The sequence below is a fragment of the Paracoccus seriniphilus genome (assembly GCF_028553745.1).
GTDB lineage: Bacteria > Pseudomonadota > Alphaproteobacteria > Rhodobacterales > Rhodobacteraceae > Paracoccus > Paracoccus seriniphilus.
The window spans coordinates 1-13,392 of sequence record NZ_CP067131.1; the positions used below are offsets into that span (position 1 = coordinate 1).

11 protein-coding genes and 1 pseudogene are annotated in these 13,392 nt (G+C 59.3%); 7 read left to right on the forward strand and 5 right to left on the reverse strand.

All coding sequences use genetic code 11. The annotated features are described in order from the left end of the window. From JHW44_RS16420 to JHW44_RS16445, 6 genes and pseudogenes are all read left to right on the forward strand, one after another. The gene (locus tag JHW44_RS16420; protein ID WP_089345042.1) at nucleotides 1-1,305 is read left to right on the forward strand and encodes an AAA family ATPase; all 1,305 of its coding nucleotides are present in this window, start codon (nucleotides 1-3) and stop codon (nucleotides 1,303-1,305) included. Then, entirely contained in the window at nucleotides 1,302-2,405 is a 1,104-nt protein-coding gene (locus JHW44_RS16425; protein ID WP_089345041.1) for a ParB/RepB/Spo0J family partition protein, read from the forward strand. The genes JHW44_RS16420 and JHW44_RS16425 overlap by 4 nt, the downstream gene beginning before the upstream one ends. Before the next feature lie 812 nt (nucleotides 2,406-3,217). Next, complete coding sequence (locus JHW44_RS16430; RefSeq protein ID WP_089345040.1) at nucleotides 3,218-4,366, forward strand: CobW family GTP-binding protein; 1,149 nt, start codon at nucleotides 3,218-3,220, stop codon at nucleotides 4,364-4,366. Nucleotides 4,367-4,674: 308 nt separating this feature from the next. Further along, nucleotides 4,675-6,598 (forward strand): annotated as a pseudogene (gene thrS, locus JHW44_RS16435) (threonine--tRNA ligase). A gap of 81 nt (nucleotides 6,599-6,679) precedes the next feature. Then, nucleotides 6,680-7,159 (forward strand): phosphoribosyl-AMP cyclohydrolase, encoded by a 480-nt coding sequence (locus JHW44_RS16440; protein WP_089345039.1) that lies wholly within the window; start codon nucleotides 6,680-6,682, stop codon nucleotides 7,157-7,159. A 23-nt stretch (nucleotides 7,160-7,182) separates the two neighbouring features. Then, nucleotides 7,183-7,830, forward strand: a complete 648-nt coding sequence (locus JHW44_RS16445) for a DUF1826 domain-containing protein (RefSeq protein ID WP_089345103.1) — start codon at nucleotides 7,183-7,185, stop codon at nucleotides 7,828-7,830. A gap of 34 nt (nucleotides 7,831-7,864) precedes the next feature. Here the strand turns inward: JHW44_RS16445 and JHW44_RS16450 are convergent, their stop codons facing one another. Continuing rightward, nucleotides 7,865-8,887 carry a GlxA family transcriptional regulator gene (locus JHW44_RS16450; RefSeq protein ID WP_089345038.1) on the reverse strand — a complete coding sequence of 341 codons (1,023 nt, stop codon included), beginning with the start codon at nucleotides 8,885-8,887 and terminating at the stop codon, nucleotides 7,865-7,867. 121 nt (nucleotides 8,888-9,008) lie between these two features. On the opposite strand from JHW44_RS16450, the gene JHW44_RS16455 reads away from it, so the two are divergent. Then, nucleotides 9,009-10,172 (forward strand): S-(hydroxymethyl)glutathione dehydrogenase/class III alcohol dehydrogenase, encoded by a 1,164-nt coding sequence (locus tag JHW44_RS16455; protein WP_089345037.1) that lies wholly within the window; start codon nucleotides 9,009-9,011, stop codon nucleotides 10,170-10,172. A gap of 52 nt (nucleotides 10,173-10,224) precedes the next feature. On the opposite strand, the gene JHW44_RS16460 is transcribed toward JHW44_RS16455, so the two are convergent. From JHW44_RS16460 to JHW44_RS16475, 4 genes are all read right to left on the reverse strand, one after another. Continuing rightward, the gene (locus JHW44_RS16460) at nucleotides 10,225-10,494 is read right to left on the reverse strand and encodes a helix-turn-helix domain-containing protein (RefSeq protein WP_089345036.1); all 270 of its coding nucleotides are present in this window, start codon (nucleotides 10,492-10,494) and stop codon (nucleotides 10,225-10,227) included. A 241-nt stretch (nucleotides 10,495-10,735) separates the two neighbouring features. After that, complete coding sequence (locus tag JHW44_RS16465; protein ID WP_089345035.1) at nucleotides 10,736-11,539, reverse strand: DUF2182 domain-containing protein; 804 nt, start codon at nucleotides 11,537-11,539, stop codon at nucleotides 10,736-10,738. Continuing rightward, complete coding sequence (locus JHW44_RS16470; RefSeq protein ID WP_089345034.1) at nucleotides 11,536-11,889, reverse strand: 2Fe-2S iron-sulfur cluster-binding protein; 354 nt, start codon at nucleotides 11,887-11,889, stop codon at nucleotides 11,536-11,538. The genes JHW44_RS16465 and JHW44_RS16470 overlap by 4 nt, the downstream gene beginning before the upstream one ends. A gap of 57 nt (nucleotides 11,890-11,946) precedes the next feature. Then, the gene (locus JHW44_RS16475; RefSeq protein WP_089345033.1) at nucleotides 11,947-13,311 is read right to left on the reverse strand and encodes a selenium-binding family protein; all 1,365 of its coding nucleotides are present in this window, start codon (nucleotides 13,309-13,311) and stop codon (nucleotides 11,947-11,949) included. Between the last annotated feature and the right edge of the window lie 81 nt (nucleotides 13,312-13,392).

Consider the following 13,392-nt stretch of genomic DNA (forward strand, 5'->3'; position numbering starts at 1 on the left):
ATGTACACACACGAAGATCTTGCCCGGTTGCAGGCGCAATCTCTGAAGATGCAAGGCTGGATTCGCCGCCAGACCTTCAGCCCGGCAAATGAGAAAACCCTGCGGCGATTTTCCAGTTGGGAAGTCGCGGAACTGATCTTCCGGATCAATCAGTCGACCTTTCGCGGCAAGTTGGCTGCTGACCCGAACCTTCCCCTCGGGGAAGTTGAAGAGGATGGTCGTCAGCGCTGGTTCTCTCTGGAAGAGATAAATGAACTGCGCCGCCGGGTGCGGGTCGGAAAGCGCAGCCTTCTGCCCCCTCGCCCGGTTGGAAAGCGGGCCTTCCGCGCGGCAATCGCGAACTTCAAGGGAGGGGCCGGAAAATCGACGGTGGCATTGCATTTCGCCCATGCTGCGGCGCTGGACGGCTATCGGGTTCTGGTGGTCGATTTCGACCCGCAGGCGACGCTCTCGCATTCAATGGGGTTGTCGGATGTAGGCGAAGATCACACCGTCTGGGGGATCATGGCGCGTGACCTTGAGCGGGAAACGGACCGGATGAATGCTGCGGCGGCGGGGGCTGAAAGCGGAACCGCCCTGCCCCAGCGCAAGTTGCCTGCTTCCATTCGAGACATGGGTCTGGGGACGCTGCGTCCAGCTGATTTCATCAAGCCGACGGCCTGGCCAACCATCGACATCGTACCCAGCTGTGCAAATGCAGCCTTCGTGGAATTCGCCAGTGCGCAGTACCGGCACCTTAATCCCGAATGGACATTTTTTGGTGCCGTGTCGCGCTTTCTCGATGGCTTGGCTGATGATGCCTATGATCTGATCCTGTTCGATTGCCCGCCCGCCATCGGTTATCAATCGATGAATGCGGTCTTTGCGGCTGACATGCTGTATATTCCATCCGGTCCGGGATACTGGGAATATGACTCGACCACGAGTTTCATTGGTCAGTTGTCCGAAGCGTTGGAAGACCTGTCTCATGGTTTCGAGAACTTCCCCACGGGGAAGATCGCATTGCCAAAGGCGTTCCTGGACATTCGTTTCCTGATGACGCGATACGAACCTTCGAATGAACTTCATCAGGCAATGTTCAATGCCTTCCGCCAGGTGTTTGGCGAGCGTATGGCAGAACACCCGGTCGAGATGACCCGTGCCGTCGAACAATCCGGTCGTTTCCTCAGTTCGATTTATGAAATCGACTATCGCGAGATGACTCGTGGAACCTGGCGGCGTGCAAGGGCGACATTCGATCAGGCGTATGAGGAATTCAAGGAGCACGTGTTGCTGGCATGGGATGCGCTGGAGGATGAGGTATGAGCCGTAAACGAAGGATGTTCGATATCGAGGTTCCCCAGGATGACTCCGAGATCTTCCCCGCGGGGAAGTCTGCAGACAAGGAGGCGCGCCGTGGTCCGATGGCAACGGCGATTGCGGAAACCGTCGAATCCAGTCGGGATCGGGCGCGGATTGAAGCCCAGATCAGGGCCGAGAATGACGCCTTGGCGCAGGAACATGTTCGGTTGAAACGAGCCGGGCTGATCACGGATATGATCCCGTTGGACGCGATTGATGCAGACAAGCTTATCCGCGATCGTGTTTCTGGGCAGGATGATGAACTGCCCGAATTGATTCAGTCGATCCGAGAAATTGGCCTGTCAAATCCGGTGCGCGTCGAACCTGCCGCCCAAGGTCGCTACGAGTTGATTCAGGGGTGGCGGCGTTTGGCCGCGTATCGCGCGCTGCTGGAAGAGACGGGTGATGTCGAACGTTGGGGGCGTATCCCGGCGGGAATTTCAGCCAAGGGCGATCAGCTGGAGCAGCTCTATCGTCGGATGGTTGATGAGAACCTGGTGCGCAAGGACATTTCATTTGCCGAGATGGCGCAACTTGCCTTGCAATATGCTGCGGATCCTCAGACCGAAATCGGTGACCCCGAAAAGGCCGTGGCGGTGCTGTTCAAGTCGGCGGGCTATCAAAAGCGGACGTATATTCGCAACTTCATCCCGGTGGTAAAGGCCCTAGGTGGCGTGCTGCGTTATCCTCAGGATATTCCGCGGGCGCTTGGATTGGCCTTGTCACAGCGCATGGCCGAGGTTCCCAGTATCGTCACGTCGATTGTTTCCGAACTCGAATCTTTTGAAGACCGGTCATCCAAGGACGAGTTGGACGTGTTGAGGGAATATGCGGGGCAGGGAGCTTCGACGTCAGCACGTTCAAAGCGGGCCTCTACACCGCTTCATCGTCCGGTTCCGGAAGGAAAGGCCAAGACGACCTTTCAGGTCGCACGCCCCGAAGGCAGCGCAAAATGCATCGCTGCGAACGGGCGACTTGAAATCCGTCTGCCACGAGATTTCTCGACCGTTGACCGTCGCCAACTTGAGGCCGCAGTCGCCGAGATGCTTCGGCAGATCAGCTGACCTTCCCCACGGGGAAGGTCGTGAACCAATGACCCTCTCACGATGACGCCAGGCCATTGTCGCGAGAGGGTAATGTGCGTTACCAAATTCTCTGATGAATGGCACTGCGCCGGGAAAAGACTCTGGCAGGGCGCGCAAGGCTCTTGGTGGTTCATATGCAAATGCGCGGTTCGCCATACTGAGCACCCGAAGAATTGCCAGCATCAACCTTTATTTCGGGAAGGCACAACGGCATCGCGGTTGCCGATAAAGCCATGGCCGATCCGGTCCTGACAGGCGAGGGGCACAGAATGTCTATGAAATTCCGATGGCCTCGTCTCAGAGGGATCTGGCAAGACGATAAACGGAATAGCTGCAGCACCATACTGTTGTTGGCAGTCGAGAAAGGCCTGAGCTTTAGCCCTCTGAAGAACGGGCATTGTCCTCGCATGAATATGGCTTGCAGGCCGAGGTTCTTAATAGTCCGCATTAATCTGCATTATTGCGGACAAGAATTTCAAGCCAATGAATGATGAGAGGCCCTAAACTGCCACCATCAGAGGCCGTTCAGCTATCAGGGTCCGTTTTCATTCACTGTAGTCTCAGGCGTCCTGCAGGCCAGGCGCAAACCATGGTGGATATGGCGTTACAGTCAGGCTGTGTGTGTGGCCTGGCCGGTTGTGAGATCAAAAGACTCGCCGCAATGCGCACGATTGTAACTGTTTGGCAGGGCAAGGCTTCAGCTGTGTCGTCTCGCTCCCTTGATGGTTGAAATGTTATAACGTATTTTTCGCGAGGCAGGGAAACCACACCTCAAAAAGGCCGCTTTCGCGATGACAATCGAAGCCAAACGCATTCCGGTCACCTTGCTGACGGGGTTTCTTGGGGCCGGGAAGACAACCTTGCTAAACCACCTGATCCGCGACCCCGAGGCCGGACGGATCGCTGTCATCATGAACGAATTCGGAGATGTGGGTCTCGATCATGACCTGATCGCGGAATCGACAGAAGAAACCGTCCTGCTGCAATCGGGATGCCTGTGCTGTGCAATCCTTGGGGATCTGGCCAAGACGCTTGGGGACCTGATCGCAAGGCGTGCTGCCGGAAACGTCGATTTTGATCGGGTCGTGATTGAAACCAGCGGAGTCTCCGATCCGGGGCCGATCGTTCACACACTGGCGACGGATTATCAGATTGCACGGGCATACCGGCTGGATGGTGTCGTCACACTCGCGGATGCGGCAACGGGGATGGAAACACTCGACCAGCAATTCGAAGCCGTTCACCAGGTTGCGATGGCTGATGTATTGATCCTGTCCAAGATCGATCTGGTCGATTCATTCGATCTGTTTCGGTTTGAGAAACGGCTTGAGGGACTCAACGCTTCGGCGCGGCGCATCCGTGCGGACAAGGGGCATGTTCCCGTTGGGACGCTGTTTGGCCTGTCCGCCATGCGCACAGATGTGACGTCTGCCGAAGTGGACAGTTGGCTGGGAATGCTGCCCGAGCTGACCAAAGCTGATCCGCTGGACGCTCTTTCCGGGTTCACGGCCAAGCCCGCTGCACCGATGACCTTAGGTCAGTCAACGCCAACAACATATGATCGGCATGATCACCGGATCAGTTCCGCATCCATCGAGTTGACAGAGCCAATTCCTGCAAATGTCTTCGACTTCTGGCTGGACACGTTGATCGCACTCAAGGGGCCGAACATCCTGCGCATGAAGGGCATCCTGCATGTCGAGGGGTTGGCCCAGCCGTTTGTCTTTCACGGAGTGCAGCATATCTTCGATGCGCCTGTGCCATTGAAAAACTGGTCGGGCCGGGACACCACCAGCCGCGTCGTGGTCATCGCGCGCGACATGGAGGAGGCCGAGCTTGAGGCCAGCCTCCAAATGCTCTTGCTGCGGTCCGACGAGAGGGCGAGCAAGAAGGAGCCGTCCGGAGGCATGATGGTCGAGACCTTCGAGATGCCGTTCTGATCGATGCCGGCCTGCTGTATCCAGTCCAGGCGCCCCGTCGCGCCGGTAATCAGGCGCGGTGTGTTCGGCGAGATTTCCGCCGGGGCCATGATCCTGCGCCTTTGCGGATTGCGCCTGCCGTCGTTGCCGCGGTCGGGCCAGGCTTGCCGTTTTGAAAACTGCTGTTCCGCCAATGCGATCGCGGCACCCAGACCATATGGACCGCTGCGCGGTCCATGATCGACGCTCGGTCGCCTTCCTCGCTGCTATTGGTTTGGCAGCACCGGAGACAACCCGATACCCCCGTTCTGCGAAAGAAAGACCCCTGAATGATCCATATCCGTCTGCCCGATGGCGCGATCCGTGCGCTTGATACTGCCAGCACTGCCGCCGATCTTGCCGCTGCCATCAGCCCGGGCCTTGCCAGACGCACGGTGGCTGCCGTCATCGATGGCAAGGTCTGCGATCTGTCCGCGCCGCTGCCCGATGGCGCGGCGGTCGAACTGATGTCGCGTGATGATCCGCGTGCGCTGGACCTGATCCGCCATGATCTGGCCCATGTTCTGGCCGAAGCGGTGCAGGCGCTCTGGCCCGGAACCAGGACGGCCATCGGCCCGACGATTGAGCACGGCTTTTACTATGACTTCGAACGCGACACGCCGTTCACGCCCGAAGATCTGCCCGTCATCGAAAAGAAGATGCGCGAAATCATCGCGGCCAAGACCCCTTTTACCTGCGACGAATGGTCACGCGAAGAGGCTCGACAGCACTTCGAAGCAGCGGGCGAGCCTTACAAACTGGCGTTGCTTGATGCCATTCCCGCGGGCGAGGCAGTCAAGATCTATCACCAAGGTGACTGGCTTGATCTGTGTCGGGGACCGCATATGCGCAGCACCGGCGATGCCGGCAATGCCTTCAAGCTGACCCGCGTCGCGGGGGCCTATTGGCGCGGCGACAGCAACAACCAGATGCTCAGCCGCATCTATGGGGTCGCCTTTGCAGACAAGGCGGCACTTGATGCGCATATGACCATGATGGCCGAGGCCGAGAAGCGCGATCATCGCAGGCTGGGGCGCGAGATGAACCTGTTTCATTTCGAAGAGGTCGCGCCGGGTTCGGTCTTCTGGCATCCCAAAGGCTGGCGGTTGTTCCAGACGCTGATCGGCTACACGACGGGATCGTCAGGAAGATGCCGGCTATGTCGAGGTCAATTCACCTGACATCATGGAACGCGCCCTTTGGGAAACTTCGGGTCATTGGCAGAACTATCGCCAGAACATGTTCCTCGCCACGACCGAGGATGATCGCGACTATGCGTTGAAACCGATGAACTGCCCCGGGCACATGCTGATCTACGGGCAGGGCACCAAAAGCTATCGCGACCTTCCGGTGAAAATCGCGGAGTTCGGCAAGGTGCATCGCTACGAGCCGTCGGGCGCCTTGCACGGCCTGCTTCGCGTGCGCAGCTTCACCCAGGATGATGCGCATATCTACTGCATGCCGGAGCAGCTGACCGAGGAATGTCTGAAGGTCAACGATCTGGTCATATCGATCTATCGCGACTTTGATTTCGAGGATGTCCGGATCAAGCTTTCCACCCGTCCCGAGAATCGGATCGGCAGTGATGAAAGCTGGGATCGCTCCGAGGACGCATTGCGCACGGCACTGGATCAGGCTGGCCATCCCTATACGATCTTTGAGGGAGAAGGCGCGTTCTACGGACCCAAGCTGGAATACGTGCTGCGTGACGCCATCGGGCGTGATTGGCAATGTGGAACGCTTCAGGTGGATTTCAACCTACCCGAACGGTTCGGCACGACCTATGTTGCCCCTTCGGGCGAAAAACTGGCACCGGTCATGCTGCATCGGGCGCTCTTTGGTTCGTTGGAGCGGTTTACCGGAATCCTGATTGAACACCACGCGGGGCACCTGCCGCTCTGGCTGGCGCCGGTGCAGGCGGTTGTGGCCACGGTGACCGGCGCAGCGGATGATTGGGCGAGGGAGCTCGCAGCCGCGTTGAAGCTGGCCGGGCTGCGGGTGGAAACAGACCTGCGTAATGAAAAGATCGGATATAAGGTGCGCGAACATGCGCTGCAGAAGATCCCCGTGCAGATCGCCCTTGGCGGGCGAGAGGCCGAAGAGGGCACCGTCACGATCCGCCGACATGGAACCGACAAGACCCGGACTCTGCCACTGGACGAGGCAGTGCAGGCACTACTCGCTCAGGCGCAACCTCCTGGCGGACAGAACTGACGGCGGATGGAAAGGTCAGGGGAATGTCGCACGCGACGTGCTTCCATTCCTCATAAGCAACACAGGAAAGAGGAATACCCCTTGCAGATTACCGAAGACGACATCGAAAAGGCTCTTGCCATCTGGGGCAATGGAAAGATTGCCATCTCGAAGGCTTTCGAGGAAGGCGGTATCGAGGCCGCCCGCAGGGTCGCTTCCGCGAATATCGACAACTATTATGGCTACAACCTTGGGCCGGTCCTGTTCAAACCGACCATGGCGAGCGGCGAGCAGACCTTCCGCCCGACCAAGGCAGGCGCCTTGGCCTATTTCTGTGGCCATTCCAAGGAATATCCGCTCGACAACGGTTTCGCGATCATGGGCTGGAGGGCGATGGAGAGCATCACCTCGGCCAGCTTCATCCAGAACGATGTCGCGATGTGGATGGGCTGGATCAAGCTGACCAACAAGGACGGGTCTGTCACCACGGTCGACAAGAGCTTTGGCTACAAGAAGGACGAGACCGGCACTCTGCGCATCGTTCTGCATCATTCGTCATTGCCCTACCAACCTCAGGGCTGATGCCCGATAATGGAGATCGCCTGATGATCCTTGACAAAATCCCGGAACTCGATGGTTGCACGACCTCTGTATCCGCGCCCGAAGGACTGTCGACCATCCGTCGGCCAGCCTGCGGCGCGACGGTCTGGCAGCGTGATCCGTTGCCCCGTTTCCAGCGTTGGATCGACACTCTGCCACCCGAGCACCTGCCAAAAGCACGAATGATCCTGCGGCCCGAGGCGGTTTGCGACGCGCTGATCAATATTGTCCGCCAATGTGGAACGCCGGATTGTTCCGAGCGAAACCTCCTTATCGAGGATGCCTCTGCCCTGGCATCCATATTTGCCAACATTATGGACAGCGCCTATCTTCGACTGCGGTTTGACGTGATCAACACGAACGCTTGCCGCAAGTTTCACGTCGATGCCGTGACGGCCCGGCTGGTCTGCACCTATCGCGGAACAGGCACGCAATATGGCATTTCTGAAAATGGCGATGATCCAGAGCGGATCGTGACTGTGCCGACGGGCTCTCCGATCATCCTGCGCGGCACGCGTTGGCCAGAAACGCCGCTTTCGGGTCTGTTGCACCGTTCGCCACCGATTGCGGGGACCGGTGAAACGCGCCTGTTGCTGGTGCTCGACCCCATCGAGGATCCCGAACTGGAAGCCGAAACCGCATATATCCACTGATCCCTGCACTTCGCGGTCGGCGCAGGGCAGGGCGCTAGTCCTGCTTCGTGCCAGAGGTCGCAAATCGTGCACGGTAGTCGCTTGGGGAAAGTGAAAATCGGCGACGAAAGGCCTTGCGCATCTGCTCGTCTGATCGGAAGCCGGCGCGATACGCCAGGGTCTTCAGTGGCAGTTCGGTATCGAGCAGCAAGACCTTGGCGCGTTCACAGCGAAGTCCTTCCAGCATGGCCATGGGCGAGGCCCCGAATTCGGCCGTGAAGGCACGGGTCAGGCTGCGGATGCTCATCCCGCGTTCCTTGGCGATGTCATTCAGGGTCAACGGTTGGTCCAACCGCTCGCTCATCCAGGTCAGCATTTCATTCATGCCGGGCGTGCCAGACATCTGCCCGGTCAGCAACGTGCTGAACTGGGATTGCCCGCCGGGGCGCTTGAGGTACATCACCATGTCCTGCGCCACGGCCAGTGCGATGTCGCGGCCGTAGTCCTGTTCGACAAAGGCAAGTGTCAGGTCGATGGCTGCCGTTACCCCGGCAGAGGTCCAGAAGCGGCCGGCCTGCACAAAGATCGCGTCGGCATCCACATCGACTCGCGGGAAACGTCTTCGCAATCTGTCAACATAGTTCCAGTGGGTGGCGGCGCGCTGCCCATCCAGAAGACCGGCTTCGGCCAGAAGGAAGGATGCCGTACAGAATGCAGCGCAGCGCTTGAAGCGGGGTCCGTTCGCACGACACCAGGCCACCAGCGCCCGCTGCGCGCAGAGGACTTCCTCGATCCGGGCGGCGCCCGCGATCAACACCGTGTCGGGCGCGTCGAAACCTTCGAGATCCTGTGTGGCCTCCAGTGACATCGCCGTATCCGAGGGGATGTGACCGACATGGGGCGCTGCGATGGTGATATCATATCCGCCGGCGTAACCGGCATCGGCCAGATGGCGCGATGCATAGCCCAATACGCTCAGCGGCCCGGTCGCCTCCAGTGTCTTGAAACCCGGATAGACAATCAGCGCCAACCGCCGCCGCTGGTCCATCCTGCATGCAAGACTTTGATCTTTCGGCATGCCTATCCCTCGATGTGGCCAATAGGGCCTGCTGATTGGCCAGATGAAAGGGGTCGCAGGTCTCGACCACATTTCGTGATAGTATAACGTCAAGCGATAGCGCCTTAACAGGAGAAATTCCATGAAGACCCGCGCCGCCATCGCCTGGGAGCCCAACCGACCGCTGGAGATCGAAGAGATTGACCTTGACGGACCGAAAGAGGGCGAAGTCCTCATTCGTATCGTCACGACCAGCCTGTGCCACACCGACATGTTCACCCTGTCGGGTGCCGATCCCGAAGGGTTGTTTCCCGCCGTTCTTGGTCATGAAGCGGTCGGCATCGTCGAGGAACTGGGCAAGGGTGTGACCTCGGTGAAACCGGGCGACCATGTCATCCCTCTCTATACCCCCGAGGATCCGAACTGCCCCTACATCAAGTCCGGCAAGACCAATCTTTGCCAGACCATCCGCAAGACCCAGGGGCAGGGGGTGATGCCCGATGGCACCTCGAGGTTCAGCTACAAGGGCAAGATGATCCATCACTACATGGGCACATCGACCTTCAGCGAATATACCGTCTTGCCCGAAATTGCCGTGGCCCGGATATCGAAGGACGCTCCGCTGGCCAAGGCCTCGGTCATGGGGTGTGCCATTCCGACGGGCATGGGCGCGGTGCGCAACACGGCCAAGGTCGAGCCGGGCGCGACGGTCGCGGTTTTTGGTCTTGGGGCCGTGGGTATGGCAGTCATCCAGGGTGCCAAGATGCAGGGTGCCTCCCGCATCATCGGTATTGACACCAATCCGAACAAGTTTGCCTTGGCTCGGTCACTTGGCGCGCATGACTGCATCAACCCGTCCGATTTCGCGCAATCGATTCAGGATGTGATCGTCGAGATGACCGACGGCGGTGTCGATTATTCCTTTGAGTGCATCGGCAATGTCAATGTCATGCGCGCGGCTCTGGAATGCTGTCACAAGGGCTGGGGCGAATGCACCGTGATCGGCGTGGCGGGCGCGGGCGAAGAAATCGCGACGCGACCCTTCCAGTTGGTCACGGGCCGCGTCTGGCGCGGCTCGGCATTTGGCGGCGTGCTTGGGCGCAGCCAGTTGCCCGGCATGGTGGATGAGTGGCTGCGGGGGGACTTTGACGTCGATCCCTATATCACGCACAACATGACCCACGAGCAGATCAACACCGCGTTCGACCTGTTGCGCGCGGGCGAGTCGATCCGCTCGGTGATCCATTTCCAGCCATCTGAAACCATGCTGGTGAACAACCTGCCCGGTGTCATCGTTCCGACCTGACAGAGGCGGCAAAGGCCTCGAAGGCCCGCCGCGGTGGCGGGCCTTCGAGGGGTCAACAGCAGCTGCAGCTGCGGGTCCGCGGGGCCGCAGCCAGATCAACCTCGGTCAGGGGCTGATCGCCCAACAGGGTTTCGGGCTGCACTTGCAACGCGGCGGCGATACGATTTGCCATGTCGGCAGTCAGCTCTCCTTTCCACGGCAACGCGCCTTCAAGGCGGGCGACCTGGCGTTCGGTCAGCCCTGAAAGCTTGGCCAGTTTGCTCCGTCCCAATCCCCGCGCCCGGCGCAGTTCCTGAACACGTTCGGGCAGTATGGTCAGCATGGGGTCTTCCTTCGTTCCAATATCATTCAGTTCAGCAGCGCGACGAGGAAGTCGCACAAGTCGTGCCATGGCCGCTTCGGATCGGGCCTACCTGCTTGATTTCCCCGCTGTCGCAACCTTCCTTTCCGCGCTTGCTGGGGGCAACCCCGATAGGGCTCGGTCGGTGATTGGGTGTTGCCGGTCAATGAAATTGGTTGGGCGCGCGGCTTGATGATGGGCGGCGTATCACGGCCATCGGGGATCAGGTCACGAACAGAGCGCCGGCTGCTGCCAATGCAGATATTCCGATGGCGGTCGAGAGTGAACGGTTGGATCCCGACATGGTAACCCTCATGAGAAGGGTGAGAACCCCCATCGCCACCAGGTTCATCAACCCCGTGATGAACATCACGATCATCAGCGGTGCACAGCAACGAAGACAATTTGCCCCATAGCTCAGGCCGTCGCGATAGGAACCGGTCGAGGCGGTGGCCTGCGGGGGTCTTTCGTGTCGTGTGGTCAGCCCTGAAAGCTGGATCAGCGCCACGAACAGCAGGATTGATACCTTCAGGCCATCATGTTGCAGGACGTGATGGGCGCTGAGCAGCCCTTCGCGATGCAACGCCCATTGCGTGACCACTCCGAATGCGCAGAAAGGCAGCCAGGCCACGAGATAGCCCGCCAGGCTGGCGGCTGTTGCGCGTGGCGGTGGCCCGAACCGCGTTGCGTTGTGATGATGCGGCAACATGACCGGAAGCATCATGGCCATGATCATGCCCAGCCACATCGCGGCTGATTTAAGCACGTCCGCCGCGCCCCACGCGCGGGTTCCGCTGGCGCAGAAGGACAGCGCATTTTGGAACGCAAACGGATCGCCAAACACATACGCCTTCACAAAGGCGAAGATCTGCATGCCGGGGCCCGCATCGGCAAGCGAGCCGGGCGTGTCGATCGTCAACAGCTGGGCGAAGGCAAAGGCCCAGCCAAGAAGGATGAGCGAGACGAGCAGAATATGCCTGCCCCGTCCGCTGTCCGGATCGTGTCTGCTATTCGCCGCAGGCTTCATTTCTTGCGCAGGCGTGCCAGTTGCTCGACGGCAGCGGCGCTGGCAAAGGGATTGACATAGAGCTTGTCGTGGCTTTCGACACCAACGTCGAAAACGCAGTCTTCCTTTGGGCGGGCTACGCAGAGCAGGACGTAACCTTCCCTGGACTGACGCCTGTTCAATGCGGTGCCCTTTGGCTGGCGGACCGAGCCCGAAATCATCTTGGCCGCGCATGTGATGCAGCCGCCATAACGGCAGGCAATCGGCAGGACATGCCCTGCCGCCTCGGCCACATCAATGATCGGCTCGTCCTCGCCAACCTCGAAAGACGCTCCGCCGCGGTTTCGAAATGTCACCTTGTGCCTGCGCATCTCTCCTCCTTGCAGATAGAGATCCGGCCCCGAAGGGCCGGGAATGGCACGGAACGTTCAGATCCAGATATCGGACGAACAGTCGCCGCCAGGATAGCGCGTTTCATGGGCGCGCGCTGGTCCGTGCGGTTCTTCGCCGAAATCGACAAGGAAATCGTCACGGATCCTCATGCCGCCGTTTTCATTGTCGCAATCCACGATCAGCATGACACCGCCCTTGTCTTTCATCGACGGGTAGAACTGATTGTCCCAGGTCGAGAAAAGAGATGTCGTGACGTACAGTCGCTTGCCGTCCAGCGACAGCTGGATCATCTGCGGCGCGCCATCCACGGTGCGACCGTTCACCTCTGGCGCCTTGCCCAGCAGGCCGCCGATCCAGACCTGACCGGTCAGCTTGGGGTTGGACGGATCGGAAATGTCATATTGGCGCAGATCCCCGTGCAACCAGTTCGAGAAGTACAGATACCTGTCGTCCATCGATACCAATATGTCGGTGATCAGGCTTGGCATCGGGACGGGGAAGCCTTCCACATCCACGGGCGGCACGTCGATGACCTTGTTGATCTCGAGCTTTCCGTTGTCCTTGTGGTAGTGAAAGATGTTCGAGGCCAGGGCCGCTCCGACGAAACCATGCGTGCTGTCGGGATTATGGTGGAACCGGGCTTCCAGCGGGATCAACCCTTCCTCGCCCAGGTCGATCGACTGTTCCACCCTGCGGTTCTTGAAGTCCCAGAAATGAATGTGCTGGCCGTATTTTCCCCGCGCCACGTCTTCGAGATCAAAGCCCGGCATGAAGGTGTTGGGCGAGGCCCATTCGGTCGAGATCATCATGTTGTGGCGCGGCTGGTACCAGAAGTCGTAATTGTACTTCATGTCGGCCAGATCATTCTCCCAGCGCCCGACGATGTTGAAGTCCTTGTCCAGATGCAGGAAACCGCCGGGGCCGTTGCCATCGGCATCGCCCAGCATCGACACGATGATGTCAGCGCCCAGACAATGAACGGTATGCGGAGCGGACAGGTTGGTCTTGGCCTTGATCTCCTCTCCGTCGATGGTCTTGAACAACGTCGGCTTGCGCGGATCTGTGGCGGTATCGACAATGTGGAAATTCGTGGTGCGCACGCCGGGGATGATCAGGTATTTGCGCTCCATGCTGCCGTCGGTGTTGCACGAGGAACATGCGTTCCAGCCCATATGGTGCAACTCATCCCCGACGACCGGCATTTCCGTTCGATGGATCACCTTGCCATAGGTTGCGCTTTCCTCGTCAACGTCGATGGTGGCCAGATAGTCGGGTTTCTCGACCCCGGTCCCGGTATAGATGCAGATCGTGTAGACGACTTTTTCGCGCGGGGCCTTGATCGCCTCTTGCGGCGACGCATAGCCGGGGCCGGCACAGCAGCTTCCGTTGCTCTCAGTCATGTCATTCCTCCTCCTCTGGTGTTGACGCGGTGGGCGCTTTGCTTGTCCTTCCGTGGGTTTCAACGTTGCGTCGTCGCGGCG

Excerpts from the sequence above, each read along its gene's own strand:
- JHW44_RS16475 (WP_089345033.1), bottom strand. The coding sequence starts at position 13,311 with ATGACTGAGAGCAACGGAAGCTGCTGTGCCGGCCCCGGCTATGCGTCG.
- JHW44_RS16465 (WP_089345035.1), bottom strand. The coding sequence starts at position 11,539 with ATGAAGCCTGCGGCGAATAGCAGACACGATCCGGACAGCGGACGGGGC.
- JHW44_RS16460 (WP_089345036.1), bottom strand. The coding sequence starts at position 10,494 with ATGCTGACCATACTGCCCGAACGTGTTCAGGAACTGCGCCGGGCGCGG.
- JHW44_RS16470 (WP_089345034.1), bottom strand. The coding sequence starts at position 11,889 with ATGCGCAGGCACAAGGTGACATTTCGAAACCGCGGCGGAGCGTCTTTC.
- JHW44_RS16455 (WP_089345037.1), top strand. The coding sequence starts at position 9,009 with ATGAAGACCCGCGCCGCCATCGCCTGGGAGCCCAACCGACCGCTGGAG.
- JHW44_RS16450 (WP_089345038.1), bottom strand. The coding sequence starts at position 8,887 with ATGCCGAAAGATCAAAGTCTTGCATGCAGGATGGACCAGCGGCGGCGG.
- JHW44_RS16425 (WP_089345041.1), top strand. The coding sequence starts at position 1,302 with ATGAGCCGTAAACGAAGGATGTTCGATATCGAGGTTCCCCAGGATGAC.
- JHW44_RS16420 (WP_089345042.1), top strand. The coding sequence starts at position 1 with ATGTACACACACGAAGATCTTGCCCGGTTGCAGGCGCAATCTCTGAAG.
- JHW44_RS16430 (WP_089345040.1), top strand. The coding sequence starts at position 3,218 with ATGACAATCGAAGCCAAACGCATTCCGGTCACCTTGCTGACGGGGTTT.
- JHW44_RS16445 (WP_089345103.1), top strand. The coding sequence starts at position 7,183 with ATGATCCTTGACAAAATCCCGGAACTCGATGGTTGCACGACCTCTGTA.